The 19,607-nt window shown below is 33.2% G+C and carries 16 protein-coding genes; 7 read left to right on the top strand and 9 right to left on the bottom strand.

Annotated elements, in window-relative coordinates; all coding sequences use genetic code 11:
* The first annotated feature begins 147 nt into the window (after positions 1-147).
* Positions 148-1,884, top strand: a complete 1,737-nt coding sequence (locus RM519_RS01660; protein WP_311591761.1) for an ABC transporter ATP-binding protein — start codon at positions 148-150, stop codon at positions 1,882-1,884.
* A gap of 49 nt (positions 1,885-1,933) precedes the next feature.
* Here RM519_RS01660 and RM519_RS01655 read toward each other — a convergent pair whose 3' ends face one another.
* From RM519_RS01655 to RM519_RS01635, 5 genes are all read right to left on the bottom strand, one after another.
* Positions 1,934-3,250, bottom strand: coding sequence for a TolC family protein (locus RM519_RS01655; protein ID WP_311591759.1), 1,317 nt, complete (start codon positions 3,248-3,250; stop codon positions 1,934-1,936).
* 10 nt (positions 3,251-3,260) lie between these two features.
* The gene (locus tag RM519_RS01650) at positions 3,261-6,431 is read right to left on the bottom strand and encodes an efflux RND transporter permease subunit (protein WP_311591757.1); all 3,171 of its coding nucleotides are present in this window, start codon (positions 6,429-6,431) and stop codon (positions 3,261-3,263) included.
* A 2-nt stretch (positions 6,432-6,433) separates the two neighbouring features.
* Positions 6,434-7,543, bottom strand: a complete 1,110-nt coding sequence (locus RM519_RS01645) for an efflux RND transporter periplasmic adaptor subunit (RefSeq protein ID WP_311591756.1) — start codon at positions 7,541-7,543, stop codon at positions 6,434-6,436.
* A gap of 5 nt (positions 7,544-7,548) precedes the next feature.
* Positions 7,549-8,001, bottom strand: a complete 453-nt coding sequence (locus tag RM519_RS01640) for a MarR family winged helix-turn-helix transcriptional regulator (RefSeq protein ID WP_311591755.1) — start codon at positions 7,999-8,001, stop codon at positions 7,549-7,551.
* A gap of 143 nt (positions 8,002-8,144) precedes the next feature.
* The gene (locus RM519_RS01635) at positions 8,145-8,921 is read right to left on the bottom strand and encodes an NUDIX hydrolase (RefSeq protein WP_311591754.1); all 777 of its coding nucleotides are present in this window, start codon (positions 8,919-8,921) and stop codon (positions 8,145-8,147) included.
* Positions 8,922-8,999: 78 nt separating this feature from the next.
* Here RM519_RS01635 and RM519_RS01630 point away from each other — a divergent pair, with 78 nt between their 5' ends.
* Complete coding sequence (locus RM519_RS01630) at positions 9,000-10,970, top strand: glycoside hydrolase family 3 protein (protein ID WP_311591753.1); 1,971 nt, start codon at positions 9,000-9,002, stop codon at positions 10,968-10,970.
* A 283-nt stretch (positions 10,971-11,253) separates the two neighbouring features.
* On the opposite strand, the gene RM519_RS01625 is transcribed toward RM519_RS01630, so the two are convergent.
* Both RM519_RS01625 and RM519_RS01620 read right to left on the bottom strand, forming a co-directional pair.
* Positions 11,254-12,363 (bottom strand): BamA/TamA family outer membrane protein, encoded by a 1,110-nt coding sequence (locus RM519_RS01625; protein ID WP_311591752.1) that lies wholly within the window; start codon positions 12,361-12,363, stop codon positions 11,254-11,256.
* Positions 12,364-12,438: 75 nt separating this feature from the next.
* On the bottom strand, positions 12,439-12,891 hold the full coding sequence (locus RM519_RS01620) for a cold-shock protein (RefSeq protein ID WP_311591750.1): 453 nt from the start codon (positions 12,889-12,891) through the stop codon (positions 12,439-12,441).
* A gap of 110 nt (positions 12,892-13,001) precedes the next feature.
* Here RM519_RS01620 and RM519_RS01615 point away from each other — a divergent pair, with 110 nt between their 5' ends.
* From RM519_RS01615 to RM519_RS01595, 5 genes are read left to right on the top strand one after another with little or no spacing between them, the layout of a single operon-like run.
* The gene (locus tag RM519_RS01615) at positions 13,002-13,529 is read left to right on the top strand and encodes a potassium channel family protein (protein WP_311591749.1); all 528 of its coding nucleotides are present in this window, start codon (positions 13,002-13,004) and stop codon (positions 13,527-13,529) included.
* A gap of 1 nt (position 13,530) precedes the next feature.
* On the top strand, positions 13,531-14,685 hold the full coding sequence (locus RM519_RS01610; RefSeq protein ID WP_311591748.1) for an HlyD family secretion protein: 1,155 nt from the start codon (positions 13,531-13,533) through the stop codon (positions 14,683-14,685).
* Positions 14,675-15,718, top strand: coding sequence for a hypothetical protein (locus tag RM519_RS01605; protein ID WP_311591746.1), 1,044 nt, complete (start codon positions 14,675-14,677; stop codon positions 15,716-15,718). Before RM519_RS01610 ends, RM519_RS01605 begins: the two co-directional genes overlap by 11 nt.
* Entirely contained in the window at positions 15,715-17,118 is a 1,404-nt protein-coding gene (locus RM519_RS01600; RefSeq protein ID WP_311591745.1) for an efflux transporter outer membrane subunit, read from the top strand. Before RM519_RS01605 ends, RM519_RS01600 begins: the two co-directional genes overlap by 4 nt.
* Positions 17,119-17,142: 24 nt before the next feature.
* Positions 17,143-18,186: an AI-2E family transporter gene (locus RM519_RS01595; RefSeq protein WP_311591744.1), complete on the top strand. Its 1,044-nt coding sequence runs from the start codon at positions 17,143-17,145 to the stop codon at positions 18,184-18,186.
* 68 nt (positions 18,187-18,254) lie between these two features.
* Here the strand turns inward: RM519_RS01595 and RM519_RS01590 are convergent, their stop codons facing one another.
* Positions 18,255-18,488 (bottom strand): DUF1456 family protein, encoded by a 234-nt coding sequence (locus RM519_RS01590; RefSeq protein ID WP_311591743.1) that lies wholly within the window; start codon positions 18,486-18,488, stop codon positions 18,255-18,257.
* On the bottom strand, positions 18,488-19,606 hold the full coding sequence (locus tag RM519_RS01585; RefSeq protein WP_311591742.1) for a DEAD/DEAH box helicase: 1,119 nt from the start codon (positions 19,604-19,606) through the stop codon (positions 18,488-18,490). The genes RM519_RS01590 and RM519_RS01585 overlap by 1 nt, the downstream gene beginning before the upstream one ends.
* Position 19,607: the final 1 nt, after the last annotated feature.

Genomic DNA, 19,607 nt, shown 5'->3' with positions numbered 1-19,607 from the left:
TTAAGGTGAAACGTCCTAAATAAGAAGTGAAACGTCAAAAGAAGAAATTAAAACAATAAAAACTTGAATATTTAGTACCTGCAAAATCCAAATTATGACGATGTGGCACATCTTTTATTTTGGTTCGGTATTCGCAATTGAACAATTATGACAAAACAAAAAGTTTCTTTCGCATGGGCCTTTAAAGAATTTATTTGGCCTCGTAAACAAATCGTATTTATTGGTTTAATGTTAATTATTGTTCGAAGTCTAGCTGGACTAGTACTCCCCTATGCGACCAAATACTTAATTGATGATATCATCCCTGGTAAGGATATTGAATTACTTAAAATATTAATTCTTGCAGTAGTTGGAGCCATCATTGTTCAATCGGCAACGTCGTTTTCTTTAACTAGATTACTTAGCGTAGAGGCTCAACATCTCATTTCATTGTTAAGGGCAAAAGTACAGCGGAAACTGTTAAAACTGCCTATTAACTTTTTTGACAATAATAAATCTGGTGCTTTAGTATCGAGAGTAATGACAGATGTTGAAGGAGTTCGGAATTTAGTAGGAACCGGTTTGGTACAGTTAATAGGAGGTACATTTACATCTATCATATCTTTAGTAATTCTTTTAAAGATTAGCACCTCTATGACCTTGTTTGTATTGGTTCCTGTTGGAATCTTTGGATTTGTTGCTTTAAAGGCTTTTGGATATATCCGACCAATCTTTAGAAAACGAGGAAAGATTAATGCCGAAGTTACAGGAAGACTTACAGAAACTTTAAACGGTGTGCGTGTTATAAAAGGGTTTAACGCAGAGGAACAAGAAAGCAAAGTTTTTGAAAAGGGAGTTGAACGTTTATATTTAAATGTTAAAAAGAGTTTAACTGCTACAGCATTAATGTCAAGTTCCTCAACATTTTTATTAGGTTTGGCATCTGCTGGAATTATGGGTATTGGAGGTTATTATGTCATGAATGAAACCTTATCTATGGGAGATTTCATTTCTTTTACATTATTCTTAGGATTTATGATTGCTCCTATTGTACAAATGGGAAATATTGGAAGTCAGTTAACTGAAGCTATGGCTGGATTGGATAGAACGGAAGACTTAATGAATATGCCTGAAGAAGACAACCCTGAGCAACGAACAATTGAGTTAGGACAAATAACTGGTGACATTGTTTTTAATGATGTTTCTTTCAGTTATGAAGAAAATAAAGAAGTACTTCATAATATTTCATTTGATGCCCCTAAAGGCTCTGTAACAGCTTTAGTAGGCTCATCTGGCTCTGGTAAATCAACGATTGCGGGGTTAGCCGCAACTTTCTTAAATCCGAATTCGGGTAAAGTCACACTCGACGGAATTGATTTGTCTCAAGTAAACTTGAGTAGTTTCAGGAAAAATTTAGCAGTGGTGTTGCAAGATGATTTCTTGTACGAAGGAACGATTCGAGAGAATATACTATTTCCAAGGCCAAATGCAACCGAAGAACAATTACTAGAAGCCGTAAAAGGGGCTTATGTAAATGAGTTTACAGACAGATTCGAAGATGGTTTAGATACCGTAATTGGAGAACGTGGTGTAAAATTATCCGGTGGTCAAAGGCAGCGTATTTCAATTGCGCGTGCTCTATTAGCAGATCCTAAAATCATAATTTTAGATGAGGCTACATCAAACTTAGATACAGAAAGTGAATCGTATATTCAACAAAGTTTACAAGTGCTGATGAAAGATAGGACTACCTTTGTAATTGCGCATAGGTTAAGTACGATACAACAAGCAGATCAAATTTTAGTAATAGAAGACGGTAATATTGTAGAACGCGGAATACACGATACTTTAATTGCTCAAAAAGGACGTTATTACGATTTATATACGTACCAAAGCAGGATATAAAAAAAAGCACCAATTATATTGGTGCTTTTTTTATCAATTGAATTTCAATCTAATTGTTTAATAGTTCTCCTGCTAAATACAATAATTGGTATTCGGCATTTTTTGCATCGTATTTAGATTGACTTAAATCTCGTTCTGCATTTAACAAATTAACCTGTGCTAAACGAAAATCTATAGAACTAATCTGCCCTAATTTGTATTGTTCGTTTGTTCTTTCAAAATTACGCTGATTCGTTTGCACATTCGTTTCTTGAACTTGTAATTTAAACAGAGCATTCTGATAGAATTCCCAGGCATTGTAGACATCTCTCGTTAATTCTTGAGTGAATTGTTCTTTTTCAATTTCTTGTGCATCCATTGCAATTTTAGCATTCTGAACATTCGTTTTTGTTCTTCCACCATCAAATATATTCCAACCAAGAGAAACACCTGCATTTAATCCATATTGCTGACTGTTTGCAAACGAGAATCCAACAGGTTCATCATTAATGCTTTTATTCCATCCGTAAGAACCGTTTGCAGAGACCGTTGGCATCCAACCAGATTTACTAATAGAAACATCATAGTCGCTTATTTCTAGTCCTTTATTTACCTGTAATAACAATACGTTATTATCCAAAGCATTTTGAAGTAAGACTTGCAAATTTAAATCTATGGCATACTGTACATCAGTATCAACATTAAAACTCGTAATGTCCGCTTCTCTACCTAGCACTACATTTAAATTTCGCTTAGCATTAGTTAATTGACGCTGACTATCCAAATAATTGATACTATCATTATTTACATCAACTTCGGCATTCAATACATCTAATTTCGTGTTTTGGCCATAACTAGACGCATATTCTGCACGCAATAATCTTCTTTTAGATATATCTAATGTTTGCTTTTGGTTGTTTTCGTTTTCACTTAATCTTGCAACCTCAAAATAAGCCAAGTACAAACTAAGCATGGTACTTTCTATTACCTGCCTTGCTTGCAATTCTGTTAAATTGTAAACTTCCTTCAACCTTTTGTAGGAGTATTTTCTATTTAAACCATCGAACAATACATAGTTAACACCTAGCGAGGCATTGTAATTTGTCGAAACTACATTATGAGCTTCTATTTTAGTTCCATCTGCTGTTTCAAGTAAACTACTATTGTTGTTATATCCTGCTCCACTTGACACCGACGCGGTTGGCAAATAACCAGAATTATAAACACTTGAATTATTCTCCGCTATTTCAAGATCTTTCTCTATTACCTTAATATCGTAATTGTTTTCTAATGCAATTTGTAATGCATTATCAATTGAAAGTATTTCTTGCCCGTTTACTAAAAACACGGAACAAATTAAACTTACAACAAAACTGAATTTCTTCATACTTCCTTGTTTATTCATTATCTAAATCTTCATTTTCTACAACTAATTCTTTTACTGCTCTTTCAACCTGCTCCCTACTAGGTTTTTTACCTGTCCAGAACCATTTTGTCAATACTTTGAAATCGTTCGAGAATTTTAATAAAATCGGTAAGGTTAGCAAGGTTAACATGGTAGCAAAGGCAATACCGTAGGCAATTGCAATGGCCATAGGTATTAAGAATTGTGCTTGTCTACTTGTCTCAAAAATTAACGGTGCTAAACCAGCAACAGTTGTAAGAGATGTTAAGAAAATAGCACGGAATCTTGATTTTCCAGCAGCGGTTAAGGCTTCATCGTATTTCATCCCTTCCTTAAGGTAGTTATTAAATTTAGTAATCAATACCAAACCATCGTTTACTATAATACCAATCAAGGCAATAATACCAAGCATCGATAAAATATTTACCGGGAACCCATGAATATAATGCCCCCAAGCAACACCTACCATACTAAATGGTACCATTAGCAATAACATAATAGGCTGACTGAATGATCTAAATGTAAACGCAATAACTACATAGATTAATAATAAAACAATCCAACCAACTTTACCTGCTGATTCCGAAACCTTAGAAGCTTCTCTGTTCTGTCCTTCGTATAATGCATTTACACTTGGGTATTTTGCATTTATCTCAGGCATAATTCTTGTCTTAATATCATCAAGGATTGCAGTTGCACTCTCCTTTCTGTTTTTCATATCTGCTTCTACCCTAATTTCTCTCTGTCCATCTAAGTGATTGATAGAAATCTCTCCTCTACCCATTTCATAAGTGGCAATTTCAGATAAAGCTACCCTATCTCCAGAAGGGGTTTGAATAAGCATATTGTCCAAGTTTTTTATTGATGAACGTTCTTCTCGATTGTATCGAACCCAAACTTTAATTTCATCTTGACCGCGTTGAAAACGTTGTGCTTCTAAACCAAAGAATCCACTTCTAACTTGAGAAATAACATCATTTAATGTTAATCCTAATAAATAAGCACTGCTTTTAAGTTTCAGTTGAATTTCTTTAATTCCCTCTGGATCTGTATCATTAACATCCTTAAGCATCGGGTTTTTAAGCAATTCATTCTTCAACTCTGTTTTTGCGAGTTTTAACTCTGCTATATTATTACTCAACAATGAAACAGATACCGCTCTTCCTCCAAAACCAGTCCCAGAACCAAATGATACTGTCTCAGCACCATAAATAGGTCCAACTTCTTCTTGAATAGCATTTGCAATCTCATCCGCTGAAAAATCTCTTAATTCACCCTGCAATAAGTTTACATTTACAGAAGCACTTGCACTTCCTGGTCCTATTCGTTTTATAACATTTAATACAACTGTATCATTATTTGTTTGGCGTTCTGTAAAATCTACATTTACTTTCCAAATGGCTTCTTCTATTTTTGTAGCAATAGAATCCGTAATTTTCTCATTTGTACCTTGAGGCATTTTTAAACTAATCTGAACTCTATCACTTGCTATAGATGGGAAAAATGTTCCTTTAATAACACCTCCTTGAAAACCACCAATTGTAATCATCAATAATACAATTGGGAATATCAAGCCGAAAATTCTAGTATAAATATTCTGCATAAAGAAATCCAAAACAGGTGAATAAAACTTATCTCTCAAAAAATTCATGAATTTTTCGGCGGTCTTATTAAACCCAAACATTTTTTGTTTTGGAGTTAACGCTTTAGAGTGTGCAATATGCGATGGTAAAATTACTAAGGCCTCAAGCAGTGAAATTGCTAAAACCAATGATACCACCGTAGCGACTTCCCCAAAAAACTCACCAATATTTCCATCTAAGAAAAAGAAGATAGAAAAAGCTAAAATTGTGGTAGTAATGGCAGAAATAATTGGAGGAATAACTTGCATTGTTCCATCAATTGCTGCTTTAATAGGTGATTTTCCTTTTTCGAATTCGCTATAAATATTTTCAGCAATTACAATTCCATCATCTACTAAAATACCAATTACAATAATCATCCCGAATAGCGATAATACATTGATCGTTACTCCAAAAGAACCAGCAAAAATGAACATTCCTAAGAATGAGAATGGAAGACCAAACGCTACCCAAAAAGCCAATCTAGGCTTTAAAAACAACGCTAAAAACACGAAAACCAGCAACATACCAACAATAGCATTTTCAGCCAATAATTCTGTTCTTTGCGTTAATGTTATCGATGAATCTCTAGTAACATAAATCTGAACACTTGAGTGTTTACTATTGAAATCTTCAATATATTCTTTTACCTTTTCTGAAGTAGAAATTAGATCTTCACTATTCGTATTGTCAACTTGAACTCTTACAGATGGGTTTCCATTGTAATAACTTGCATTTGGAGTCTCATTAAATCGATCTACTACAACAGCAACATCTTTAATCCTAATCGAGTTTCCATTAGGCTCTGTTCTAATAATTAAATTATCTAATTCATCTGCAGTATAAAGCCTATTTCGAGCTCTAATTAAATACTCCTCTGCATCTGTTTTAATAGAACCACCCGAAGATATTAAATTCGCTTTTCTAACTGCTGTTGCAACCTCTTGAAAAGAAATTTGATAAGCCCTTAAGTCATCTTCGCTTACAGAAATTTCAATTTCTTCATCAGGGAAACCGGATAATGTTACTTGTGAGATACCTCTCATTCGGAGTAAATCCGTTTCGATATCCCTAACTAGATCTTTTAATGTTTTTAAAGAAACATTTTCTCCACTAACAACAAAACTGATAGATTCTGCAATACTTTCAATTTTTGCAACAACCGGAGGTTCCATTCCTGCTGGAAAATTTGGAACCCTGTCAACAGCATTCTTTACTTCTGCAAGCACAATATTTACATCATTTCCTTTTTCTACCTCTACCATAATATTGGCAGAGTTCTCAGAAGATGTTGAGGTAATTCTATCTATTCCAACAGTACCTTTTAAATTGTTTTCAATTAGAAGCACTACACCTTCTTCAATTTCTTGAGGCGAGGCGCCAGGATAAAAGGCATTGATACTTATGAATTTCGTTCGCGTTTGTGGAAAAAACGAAGATTTCATGTTCATATAACCTAGCACTCCCATTATAAAAAAGGCTAAGATTATTATCCATCCAGAAACTGGATATTTTATAAAGTAAGAAATTAATTTTTTCATAATTATTCCTCAATAATTTTTACAGTCATTCCTTCATATGCTCCTGGAATTTGCTTAGACACTAATTTCGTTCCGTTTTGCAAACCTTTAATAACAGCAGTACTTTCATCAAAATGAACAATATTTACTTCCTGCAATTTTAAGATATTCTCTTCAACAACAAATACAGCTTTGTTATCTATTAAAACCTTTCTTGCTATTTGGTATGCATCTAATTCATCTCTTCCAGGCACATCAGCCTCTAAATACATTCCTTCACGCAAATTATCTCCTCTTACTTCAACATAAATATTAACTGTTTGGGAACGCTGATCTACTCTACCGTTTATTCTTACGACTTTGGACAACCAAGAACTAGATTTATCTAAATTAAACAAGGTAACTTCTTTCCCAATTTTTAATAAATCTGCATATGCAGCATTAATTGCAATTTCCATTTCGAAAACTGTAGGGTCAATAAATTCACCCATCTTTTGTCCCGATCTCACCAACGCACCGGTATTTACACTAGTTTCGGTTAAAACACCATTAAAAGGAGCCACGATATTATATTTTTGAAGACGAGCCTCAAGGTTTTTTACATTATAATATGTTGTATAAATGTTTTTCCCTGTTATAAAGTATTTTTCTTGTTCAGAACCAGGTTCAGGTAATGGCTTTACACTTGAGTCAACATTAAAAGATGATAAGTAATTGTTCCAAACATCAAACGAGTTTGGGTAATCCAATCGGATATCTGGCATAATTGAAGCAATTAAGTTTTGCAACATGCTTTTCTGAGACTGTAAATTGGCATAATGCTCGTCACTATTTATCATTAATATGGTTTGTCCTTTTCTATATTGAACTCCAGGCCTAAATTCTTTTGAAGTAACTTGTAATACACCTTGAACTTCAGAAAATATCTCAACTTTATTCTTAGCTGTTAAATTTCCGTTTGCTTTAATTTTTATTGGAATAGCACCATTTTCAACAGTATTGACAAATGCAACTTTCTCTAATTTCTCTGTTTTTGGTTTAAAGCCTTTTTTGCTATTTCCTAATGCGCTCATAGTAAAGTATCCTATGACTAACAATGCTACAGTGGCAATAATGATAATTAATTGTCTCATAATTATTAGTTGCTATCGCAACTATCGATTTTAGTGATTAAATGTTCTTTTAATTTTTGCATTACCCGAATCGTATCTCTTATTTCAGTTTCGGTCAATGGTTCTTGAATATTGTTTAATAATTGTTGAATGATGGGTTTTGTTTTTTGATATAATAAGTTCCCATTTTTTGTTAGATGAATATGGTTTATTCGTTTATCTAACTTAGATGGAATTCTAGCAACAAGATTCTTTTTTTCCATTCCAGATAATAGCCGTGTTAGTGAGGTTTTGTCTCGATTCGTAACAAATGCTAAATCATTTTGAACACGACCATCCTCATCGCTTAAAACTTTTAAAATAATCCATTGTTTTTTACTAATATCAATGTTATTCTGTTTGAAATAATCATGAAAATAAATATCCATTAATTTCATGGTTTTACCCATCCATGGTCCTAAGGTATCTTGAAAATCCATTAATTAATTGGTTAATTCGAGCCGCGAATATAAATTAAATATTGACTTTAGTTGCATATGCAACTAAATAATAATTAATTTTAGGATTTCTTTAACAATTGAGAGAAGAATGAAATTATTAAATAAAAAGAATTTACATTTAATTAATTGATATAACCAAATCCCTTTTTGAGTAATTTCTTGTATTTTAGTTTGTCAAATTTATATAGATAAGGTGCCTTATGTGCCCCGCCTAAATTTTGTTTTTCTAATCGAATAAGAATATCTAATTTTAACATCTTTTTTTGAAAATTACCTCTGTCAATTTCCTTTCCTAGAATGGATTGATATAGTAGTTGCAACTCTTTCATTGTAAATTTTGAATCTAACAATGTAATTCCAATAGGTAAATAATTTAACTGCATTTTAATTTTCTGCAACGCCATTTTAATCATTTCATTATGATCATAAATGAGGTTAGAGACATTATTCAAGGATACCCATTCACATCGTTCAGATAATTCATCCGGAACTAAATTGCATTTTTTAATATTTACAAGTGAAAGATATCCAGTACTAATAAATCGTTGTGAAATCCAATTGATTAAATTTGAGTCATGACCAATCAATGATTTTATTTCTGAAAGAAAAGATTCTTTGCCTTTCCTATTTACATCACCAAATGAATGGAACTGTTCCAAAAAAGGTAGTGATATCCCAGTTCTTTCTTGGAGAATTCTAATTGCAGCTTTATCTAAATCTTCATCATTTCCAATAAATCCTCCAGGCAAACTCCATTTTTCAAAGGCTTTCCATTTTAGTAACAACACTTTTATTTCTCCTTGTTCAAATCCGAGGATAACACAGTCAACAGAATGTCCAGAAAAAAAGTTCTTATCTAACATAACTGGCTTAGCAATAGTAACTTCTTTTTGATTCATATTGCGAAAATACAAAATTTTGCATGTTTTTCTTTGTTCAAATATAAAAACAAACTATCATTGTGTAAAATTTACACAATGAATAAAGCAATGAAAAGATTCTTTAGAATAATAAGTCGAATTATTGGGATAATACTCATTTTACTATTTCTATTTGGTTCATTTAAATATATTCAAAAATCAAATTCAATTAAAAATAATTACGCTTTACTAGGTGATGAAGCACCAATTCTTAATTTGAATGGAAGTGAATTTAGAGATTTAAACAAAAATGGAAAATTAGATATTTATGAAGATGTATCTGCTGATTTAGAATCCCGAGTTAGTGACTTAGTAAATCAAATGACTCTTGAAGAAAAAGCAGGTACAATGTTTATAACTATGCTTGGAATGACAGATGAAGGCAATCCTATTGACAAACCTTTCTTTACCACTACCCCATTTGATTTTATGTTTTTTTTAGCAATGCCGTCAAGTTCAGAAATGATTGCAGTTAAAAAAATGAATAATTTTAATATTGTACACTCCTACGAAGCCGATATTATCGCTACGCTGAACAATAATATTCAAAAAATGGCTGAGCGATCTAGACTTGGAATACCAATGACTATTGCAACTGACCCACGTCATGGCACCGAGAGTAATCCCGGCGCAGCCTTGTATACACCCTCTTTTTCACAATGGCCAACTTCATTAGGCTTGGCCGCTACTAGAGATACGTTATTAGTTCGTGAATTCGGAAATATTGCAAGACAGGAATATTTAGCAACAGGTATTCGATTGGCTCTTCATCCAATGGCCGATTTAGCTACAGAGCCACGTTGGGGCCGAACAAATGGAACTTTTGGAGAAGACGCTCAAGTTTCTGCAATGATGACGAAAGCTTATGTTTTAGGATTTCAAGGTGATTCCTTAGGAAGGAATAGCGTCGCAACTATGACCAAACATTTTTCAGGAGGGGGGCCACAAGAAAATGGTGAAGATGCTCATTTTGGATATGGCAAAAATCAAGTATATCCTGGAGATAACTTCGATTATCATTTAATTCCTTTTGAAGAAGGTGCTTTTCCTGCGAATACTGCCCAAATTATGCCATATTATGGAATACCTGTTGGACAAACTGATGAAGACGTTGCATTTGCTTTCAATAAAAGAATTATAACTACTCTTCTACGCGAGAAATACCAGTTTAATGGTGTGATTTGCACCGATTGGAATATCATATCTGGAAGTTCAATAAGCGAGGCAAGAGCTTGGGGAGTAGAACACTTAACACCTCTAGAACGTGCTAAAAAAGTTTTAGAAGCGGGTTGTGACCAATTTGGAGGAGAGAGTTCTCCAGAATTGATTATCGAACTTGTAAATTCAGGTCAAATAAGTGAAGAGAGAATTGATAATTCTATTAAGCGCATAATGCGTGATAAATTTATACTTGGTTTATTTGACAATCCATATGTAAATGTTGCTAAAGCAAAAACAATTGCAGGAAGTGAACAGTTTAGGAAGAAAGGTGAAATTGCTCAGGCCAAATCAACCATACTTCTTAAAAATGATAATATTTTACCACTAAAAAAAGGAACAAAGATTTATGCAGTAGGCATGAAAGATCCTTCTTTAATTAATTCGTATGGAGAATTTGTAGATGAACCTGAAGATGCCGATGTTATTTTGACTAGAATCACTACACCATTTGAGCCTAGAAGTGATGAATTCTTAGAAAACTTCTTTCATCAAGGAAGATTATATTACAACAAGGAAGAGTTATCAGAAATTTTGAACTTAATTAAGCAAAAGCCGACAATTGTTGTTGCAAATCTAGAGAGGCCTACTATTTTAACAGAAATAAATTCAGAGGCCAAGGCCTTATTGGCTGAATTTGGTACGTCTGATAAAATACTAACTGATATTATATTTGGAGAACATGTGCCATCAGGGAAATTACCTTTTGAATTACCTTCTTCTTGGGAGGCTGTTAAAAATCAAAAGGAAGATGTTCCATATGATTCCGATGCTCCACTCTATCCATTTGGTACAGGATTAACTTATTAAATCAATACCCTAATTTTCCTAGTTACAACCTCAATATTGAATTATTGAGGTTTTTTTTAATAGTTAAACCCTAGTAAATTCCAATAACTCTAACAAGGTATAATACCTTGCGACATTCTGTATCCATCCAATTAAATAATGATTTGGAATCATAACTTATCTCAAAAGGTTGTGATTGTATAGGAGTTATAGAAAGAAATAAAATCAATAGAGAAGCACTTCGAATCATTGTTGTCGAATTAAATATTTACAATGGTTGATTCAATATTTTTTTAAAACAAGTCTACCTTGTAAAGGCTTCTCCTATTCTAAAGTATATACCCCAATCATCTTTACCAGCAGCAACATCGATACCTATATTAATTTTTGATTTTGGTATCGCTAAAAATCGAACACCAAAACCAGCTGCAGGTAGCATGTCTCCAATATTTACCTCAGAAAGATAATCAACTGCAGTTGCAACACCCCCAAAAGCTACAAATCCCCAACGATCGGCAAACCAATGTCTGTATTCAGATTGAATAGCATGTACTTGATTCCCTCTAAATTTACCATTTGAATAACCACGTAAATCATCTCTACCTACAACATTTTGCCCGGCAAATGGTACATCTCCAGTTGATATATCGCCATAATAACGTGCCAATACAGTATTTCTTTCTTTTATAGGAAAATAATGAGTGTATTCCATATTTAGTTTTGTGTACGAATTCGTACTTCCAAAATCTTCCAAGAAAGATAAGGTATTAAACTTAGCATGAATTCCTTCTGTTGGTGCTAATTGGTTATTTCTTGAATCATTCGCAAACGAAATTCCAAAACCAAATTGATCTATTATTTCATTTGGCGCCAATGGAAGATCGAAATCAGTTTCGGAATGAGAATACACGAAATGCGTACCAACATACAAATCTTTATACGTTTTAAACAAGATTTCTGCATAAGCAAAAAACATAGAAGTACTGTAGTCTATAAATTTTCCATCATCATCTGATGTAGCCACATTTATCGGAAACAAATTCATAAATGAAGGCCAACTAACATAGGTCTGAAAATTTATATTCCCCGCTCCTATAGCTGTTTTTATTCTAAGTTTATCCTCATTGAAATATAGTTTATTTAATTGACCTGCAAACCACGTCTTATTAGTCGTATACATGCCAATGACTCCACTTGAGGAAAGTGGCGAAACGGTATCATTCTTTTGTGTATGATAAAACCCAGAGCCATATGCTCCAAACGAAGCCCCAAAACTATTGCTGTAATTAATCATGGGTATACCAACAAGACTTACCTTTTTGTCTTTATTGTCTATACTATCCTTATTAGATTTATCCTGAGCACTTAGAGAACAAGTAATAAAAATGATTAAAATTTGGAACGTATACCTCATAATTAAATTAATTTCTATTTCAATAAAAAAGGAGTCCAATCGAACTCCTTTTTACATAACTTAAAATTTAATGTCTTAAATTTTCTTAACTCGTACTGCATTCATTCCTTTTAAGCCTTTCTCTAACTCAAAAGAAACTTTATCATTTTCTCCTATCTGATCAATCAATCCACTAACATGTACAAAGTATTTCTCTTGAGTTGTTGAATCAATTATAAACCCAAAACCTTTTGAAGTATCAAAAAATGAAACTTTACCTTGTTTCTCTTTTGACTCTTCTTCCATCTCCTCTTTTTTAGGAATACCTAAAACAATGCTTTCAGCATCCACCTTAATTTTTTTCGTTGGATCTGGCGGCGTATCCGTCAATTGACCATTTTCATCAACATATACCAACATATCTTCAAGTTTAGCACCCTTTACTGCATTTGCTTTACGCTCTTCCTTTTTCTTTGCTTTTAATTCACGTTTTTTTAAACGCTTTTTTTCCTTTTCAGATTTGTTAAATGTTTGTTGTGACTTTGCCATTACTCTTAATAAATGTTTTTTAAATGTTCTACAAATATAATAGAAACGCAGCGAAACTCCTAAATATTGATTTCTAAATTATATAGAGGAAGAAATGACCCTCATTTAGTATGTTAAAATTATTATATTTGAGTTATCAATTGAATAATGCTATGATTTCAAATTTAATACTGAATTTCTTTCTTCTTATCCCTACTGGACTATTGCTTAATATTTTTTTAGGACTGGTGATAATAGGTATTACCGTGGCTATACAAGCTTACGGATCAAGTTTTTGGATGCGCTATGTTGGAAAAAAAATAAAAAACCTCACTAAATTAGAATTAGATAAAACTTCAGTTAAACTTCTAGTGTCGACTGCATCTTTTCTCTTATTGTTAAATTTTTCTCAAGCTATTGTTTGGGGACTATTGTATTATTTACTCCCAAATATAACTGAATTCGAGACGCTTGAAAAGGCCATTTATTTTTCATTGGTCACTTTTACATCATTGGGCTATGGAGAAATCACAATTAGCTCTTCAAATCGAATTTTAGCTGGTTTTGAAGCTATGAATGGAATTCTATTACTCGGTTGGTCAACAACCTTGATGTTTTCTGTAATGCAATTTATTTGGAAAAATTCATTAAAAAAATAATATGTCTGAACAAAACGATACCATCGAAGAAATAAATTCCGAAGTTGAAGAAGTCACTAAAGATGAAAAGTCAAACTCCGACAAAACACAAAAAAGCCCGATTAAATTAATTACTTCAATTGTAATTCTAATTTCAATAGTATTCTTCGTTTGGTATATTTCTTCTGAAAGACATACGCCTTACACGGATCAAGCTAGATTAAAAGGATTAATTACTCCGGTCTCTCCAAGAGTTTCTGGTTATGTAACAGATATTAATATTCATCTTCATAAAAAAGTTAAAGCTGGAGACACATTATTTCAACTTGATTTAAAACCATTTGAAATAGCGGTTAAAAAAGCAGAAGCAAATATAGATAATACGACACAATCTATCGCAGCAAGTACATCTTCGGTTAAATCTGCTGCGGGAAAATTAGGAGTAGCGAAAGCACAATTAGACAGAGCAGAAAGAAATTGGGCGAGAGTGCAACGAGTAATGCAAGAGAACTCAGGGGCCCTTTCAGAAGCGGATGTTGATCAATCAGAAACGGCGCTACTTCAAGCAACGGAACAAGTGGCTTCCTCTGAAGCCAATTTAGAACGTGCAGAACAATCCTTGGGCGATTCTGGACCAGACAACCCTAAGATTAGAGCAGCGATACAAGATTTAGAAAATGCCCAATTAAATTTAGAATTTGCAACGGTTATCGCCCCTACAGATGGTGTTATCGAAAGTTTTGATATAGACTTGGGATATTATGCTGCTGCAGGGCAACCTCTAACTACATTAATTTCTAATAGTGATATTTGGATTCAGGCAGATATGAAGGAAAACAATTTGTCTTTAATGCGTATCGGAAACAAAGTGAAGATTTCATTCGATATCGCACCAGGCAAAGTATTTGAAGGAACCATTAGAAGTATGGGATATGGAGTTGCAACAGATCAAACAAACAAAGGAGGATTGCCTTCCATAAGCAACAAGACAACTTGGTTAAGAGACCCTCAGAGATTTCCTGTTATTATTGCATTTGAACCCGATTCAGAATTAAAAAGTTTTTATCGTTTAGGTGGTCAGGCAGATGTTGTAGTATATACTGGAAATCATTCTTTTTTAAATGCAGTTGCAACGTTTAGGATAAAATTAAACGCATGGTTATCATATGTTAGATAAACTATCTATAAACAAAACGAGTGTATATAATTGGAGGCTGTCCAAACCAGTTCTAAGATATGTACTGGGTACTTGTTTAATCTTAACTGTTACCACTTTAATGGACTACCCTCTCTCCTATCTTACCTCAATTTTAGCATTGAGTTTTATGGCTCCAGGAACAAAACCATTATCGTTTAAAAAAGGATTTGGTTTTATTTTAGTTTTGACAATTCTCACAGGTTTTTCGTATTACTTCAGTGAAATATTTATTGATTACCCATTGGTTTTCATGCCAATGTTATGCCTCGGGGTACTATGGATTTATTATTCACAAAAACTACCCATGATCATAAAACTATTTGCACTAATGAGTGTCCTGTTAATTCCGTTACTTGCGCTAGAGGCAAAGGCCGTTTCTGCTTTTGTAGCGCTCAGCCTTGTTTTCAATACACTTATGGCAATTTCACTAACTCAGTTAATGTTTGTTATTTTTCCTTGGGATAAGGAAGATGCTTTTTTTGAAAAGTCTAAAGGGTTATCTGTAAAAAATAATGATCTGGTTCAGTTTAGATATGCTATGAATATTATGATTGTTTTACTGCCTTTATTGCTTCTATTCTTTATTTTTAAATTATCTGGAGGAATCTTAGTTTTAATTTTTGCAGCAATACTTTCTTTTAGCCCGGCGCTATCAAATATAAAAACAGGTATGGTAATGATTATAGCCAATATTTTTGGAGGGCTCTGTGCTATTGTCGCGTATAAATTATTGGTTGTCGTTCCTATATTTTCATTTATGGTTTTATTAACTTTAATTGTAGGACTCATATTTGCATCCAACCTTTTTTCAACAAAAAAAACAGCCGCAATATTTGGAACTGGTTTTTCAACCTTTCTTTTAATTTTGGGTTCCGTTACATCTTCAGATGATGCGGCAGGAGAAGCCGTTTGGGCTCGTGTGGTCCAAATCTCGTTTGCTGTTATATATGTTGTTGTTGCTTTTGGATTGCTAAATTATTATCAAAAAAATAAAGCTTTAAAGAATACATGATTCTCATTAAAAAACATAGTTCTCATATAATTAAACTAATTCTAGTTGGTATACTAATAATTGGCGTTTATTCTTGTAATGTTGGAACTGAATATGTGAGACCTGAACAGAATATAGCCCAAGAATACAAAGAGCAATTCCCCAAGGATAGCGCTATTTCAAATATTCCTTGGTGGGAACTTTTTAAAGACCCTATTTTGGTCAATTTAATTGATTCCGCCCTTGTCAATAATAAAGATGTGAAAATGGCGGCATTGCGGATTCAACAATCTCAACTGGCTTTAGATATTTCTAAAGCAGATTTGTACCCCTCTATTAATTACGGAGTTGTTGGAAGTTCTAGCGTAAATTCTGAAAATTCAAAATTTTCCAATTCTGTATCTCCAGTAGTTAATGTTTCATATACAATTGATTTTTGGCGTAAGATTAAAAACTTAAATGAAATCGCTTTACAGAATTATTTAGCAACTGAGGAGGCCTATAGGGCCCTTCAAATGGGCTTGATATCATCTGTTTCACAAGCATATATAGGCTTACGTGATTTAGATAATAGGCTTACAATTTCTGAAAAGACTGCTGAAAATTTTCAAGCAAATTTAGACGTAATGCAAGCTAGGTCAAATGCGGGTATGATCAGTGATGTTGATTTATATCAGGCTAAAATACAATTAAGTGAAGCACAAACAGCGGTTGAAGTATTTGAACGCTCTCGTGTTCAAGTTGAAAATAGTATTAGTATTTTGCTTGGAAGTATTCCAGTTTCAATTGAAAGAGGATTGCCCTTATATGAACAACTTTCTTTGCCAGAAGTCCCTGTTGGTGTTCCATCTGAATTACTAGATAGGAGACCAGATATATTAATTGCTGAACGTAATTTACATGCCCAGACTATTAATATCGGTGTAACAGAGGCTTTAAAATATCCTAGCATCACATTATCTGCAGATTTAGGTGCAGAAGTAGTAAACCCTTCTCTATTATTCGCCTCCTTTGGTGCCCAAATTTTGGGACCTATATTTAATTCTGGAAAAATTAAAAAAAGTGTAGAAATTGAGAAGTTAAAAACGGAAGAATTACTGAATAATTATCAATATACATTTATAAATGCAGTTAAAGAAGTTGAAGATGCTATGATTGCCGTTGAAACCTATAACAATGAGTACGCTCTTAGAAATGACCAAATGCAAATGGCTACAATGGCTGCAGAATTGTCTTGGGTTAGATATGATGGAGGACTTACAAGCTACTTAGAAGTATTAAACCTGCAAAGTTCTCAATTCAATGCTGAATTAAGAGCTTCAGAAGCATATAAACAAGAAATGATATCTTTAGTAAAATTATATGAAGCATTGGGAGGTGGTTGGACTACTGATGATTCAAACATTCCCAATCAAGAATAAATTAATTAATCTAAATTATAAATAATGAAAACTCTTAATCCGAATCAATCCATTGATGCCTTTATTAAAATAGTCGTTTTGGCTGTTTTAATTATTTCCAGTTTCCTTATTGCTAAACCTTTTTTATTGCTAATGGTTTGGGCAATTATTGTTGCAGTTGCATTGTATCCATTTTATGAAAAGATTATACGTCTAACAAAAGGAAAAAAGAAAGGATTGGTCACTACCCTATTTACATTGGCCCTTTTAGCAATTATAGTTGTACCGTCTATTGGTATGGCCAGTTCAATTGCAGAATCTTCTGGAGAAATTTTCGATAATTTTAAAGCTGGAACATTAAAAATTGATCCACCGAGTGAATCTGTAAAGTCGTGGCCTTTAATTGGTGAAAAAGTGCATGCAATGTGGTCGAAAGCATCTAATGATATTCAAGGATTTATTAAAGAATACCCAGATCAAGTGAAAGCATCTGTAGGATGGTTTTTTGGTTCATTTACTGGTATTATGGGCTCTGTACTACTATCTTTAGTGGCGTTAATAGTTGCTGGCATCTTCATGTCTTCTGCTAAAGAAGGTTATCAAACAGGATTAGCTTTTGCAAATAAAATGATGGACGGAAGTGGTGAGAAAATGATGACAATGTGTATTAACACTATTAGAAGTGTTGTAAAAGGAATCCTTCTAGTAGGTGTTATTCAAGCAATACTGGCATTCGCAGGCTTCTCTATGATTGGTCTTTCTACTGCTGGTATATTAGCCTTTGCAGTTCTGGTATGTGCTATCATTCAGATTCCAGTAACTCTTGTTGCTATTCCAGTAATAATCTATGTTTTTTCTTTTGCAGATACTACACCTGCCATCATATTTGCTGTATACATTTTCGTAGTATCACTACTCGATAACTTTTTAAAACCGATGCTTTTAGCAAAAGGATTAGAAACACCAATGATTGTAATTTTAATTGGAGCTATTGGAGGTATGATGTTTATGGGAATTTTAGGACTTTTTATAGGCCCCGTAATCATGGCTGTTTCTCACAGAATCTATATAAACTGGGTGACAACTTAGAATATTCTAACCAAAAAAGAGGGCTCACTAATTTTTAGCAAGCCCTCTTTTTTTTATGAATCCTTTTTTTATTTCTTTGGTAATGGTCCTCTTAAATGAATCACTAGACCATTTAAAAAGTTTCGTAAAACTTGATCTCCACATTCCATGTATTTCGGGTGGTTTTCATTTCTAAAAAAAGCGTTTAATTCACTTTTAGAAATTCTAAAGTCTACAAGTTTACAAATCTCAACTATATCAGTATCTCGTAATTTATGAGCAACTCTTAATTTCTTAAAAATATCATTATTAGTTAATCCCATTACACCTTTGTTTCATTAAAATAAATTCCTAATTCTTTTTGAATTTCTTGAATTCTTTGGAATTCATTTGGTAAAATTAAGGCTATAGAATAGCCCGCTTTACCTGCTCTAGCTGTTCTTCCACTTCTATGTGTATAATATTCATTTTTTTCTGGTAATTGATGATGAATTACAAACCCTAAGTTATTTACATCAATTCCACGTGCGGAAACATCCGTTGAAACTAAAACATCTATTGTTCCTTTCTTAAACATACGCATCACCTTTTCTCGATCGCGTTGCTGCATATCTCCTTCTAATGCATCCACGGAATAGCCTTCTTCTTTTAAGGAATGTGTCAAATTCTGAGTTCCTGCTTTAGTTCTACAAAAAATAATTCCACGTTCAGAATGTCTTGCCTCTAAAAGTCCCATAATGGTGTCTAACTTTTGCTTAATAGTCGTTTTTACAAACAGATGTGTAATATTAGCATTCACCAACGCGTTTTTGTTTACCTCTATCTTTTGAAGACTTGCACTCATGTAGGTTTTAACAATTCGCTTTATCTCATCTGGCATGGTGGCAGAAAACAACCAAGTATTTCTATCACCGTTGGTATACTTTAAAATTCTATTTAAATCTTGTTTAAAGCCCATGCTTAGCATTTCATCGGCTTCATCTAATACAACGGTTTTTAAGTTTTTAAGATCTACAGCTCCGCGCTCAATTAGATCAATTAGTCTACCTGGAGTCGCAACTACTATATGCGTAGTTCTTTCTAGAGCAGCAATTTGCTTTTCAATTTTTTCACCTCCATAAACCCCTTCAACAAAAATTCTGTCTTCAACATATTTTGTGAACTTAAATAATTGCTTTTTGATTTGTTGTGCCAACTCTCTCGTAGGGGATAAAATCAATCCTTGTACAACTGGTTTTTTAGCATCTATTTGTGCTAAAAGTGGCAAGCCATACGCTGCGGTTTTACCAGTTCCCGTTTGGGCTAATCCAATAAGGTCAGTAGATGAATTCAATAAAACAGGTATTGTACTCTCCTGAATTTCAGTAGGATAATTTATTCCTAATTCTTTTAAACCTTTTATATAATCCTTCTGAATTCCTAATTCTTTAAATGAAGCCATA

It is taken from the genome of Urechidicola vernalis (assembly GCF_031846385.1).
Classification (GTDB): Bacteria; Bacteroidota; Bacteroidia; order Flavobacteriales; family Flavobacteriaceae; genus Urechidicola; species Urechidicola vernalis.
The sequence above is the reverse complement of the archived record's forward strand: the minus strand, read 5'-3'. Positions and strand labels throughout refer to the sequence as shown.

Bases quoted from the DNA above. Each gene is read 5' to 3' on its own strand.
- RM519_RS01660 (WP_311591761.1), top strand. From the start codon at position 148: ATGACAAAACAAAAAGTTTCTTTCGCATGGGCCTTTAAAGAATTTATT.
- RM519_RS01655 (WP_311591759.1), bottom strand. From the start codon at position 3,250: ATGAAGAAATTCAGTTTTGTTGTAAGTTTAATTTGTTCCGTGTTTTTA.
- RM519_RS01650 (WP_311591757.1), bottom strand. From the start codon at position 6,431: ATGAAAAAATTAATTTCTTACTTTATAAAATATCCAGTTTCTGGATGG.
- RM519_RS01645 (WP_311591756.1), bottom strand. From the start codon at position 7,543: ATGAGACAATTAATTATCATTATTGCCACTGTAGCATTGTTAGTCATA.
- RM519_RS01640 (WP_311591755.1), bottom strand. From the start codon at position 8,001: ATGGATTTTCAAGATACCTTAGGACCATGGATGGGTAAAACCATGAAA.
- RM519_RS01635 (WP_311591754.1), bottom strand. From the start codon at position 8,921: ATGAATCAAAAAGAAGTTACTATTGCTAAGCCAGTTATGTTAGATAAG.
- RM519_RS01630 (WP_311591753.1), top strand. From the start codon at position 9,000: ATGAATAAAGCAATGAAAAGATTCTTTAGAATAATAAGTCGAATTATT.
- RM519_RS01625 (WP_311591752.1), bottom strand. From the start codon at position 12,363: ATGAGGTATACGTTCCAAATTTTAATCATTTTTATTACTTGTTCTCTA.
- RM519_RS01620 (WP_311591750.1), bottom strand. From the start codon at position 12,891: ATGGCAAAGTCACAACAAACATTTAACAAATCTGAAAAGGAAAAAAAG.
- RM519_RS01615 (WP_311591749.1), top strand. From the start codon at position 13,002: ATGTTAAAATTATTATATTTGAGTTATCAATTGAATAATGCTATGATT.
- RM519_RS01610 (WP_311591748.1), top strand. From the start codon at position 13,531: ATGTCTGAACAAAACGATACCATCGAAGAAATAAATTCCGAAGTTGAA.
- RM519_RS01605 (WP_311591746.1), top strand. From the start codon at position 14,675: ATGTTAGATAAACTATCTATAAACAAAACGAGTGTATATAATTGGAGG.
- RM519_RS01600 (WP_311591745.1), top strand. From the start codon at position 15,715: ATGATTCTCATTAAAAAACATAGTTCTCATATAATTAAACTAATTCTA.
- RM519_RS01595 (WP_311591744.1), top strand. From the start codon at position 17,143: ATGAAAACTCTTAATCCGAATCAATCCATTGATGCCTTTATTAAAATA.
- RM519_RS01590 (WP_311591743.1), bottom strand. From the start codon at position 18,488: ATGGGATTAACTAATAATGATATTTTTAAGAAATTAAGAGTTGCTCAT.
- RM519_RS01585 (WP_311591742.1), bottom strand. From the start codon at position 19,606: ATGGCTTCATTTAAAGAATTAGGAATTCAGAAGGATTATATAAAAGGT.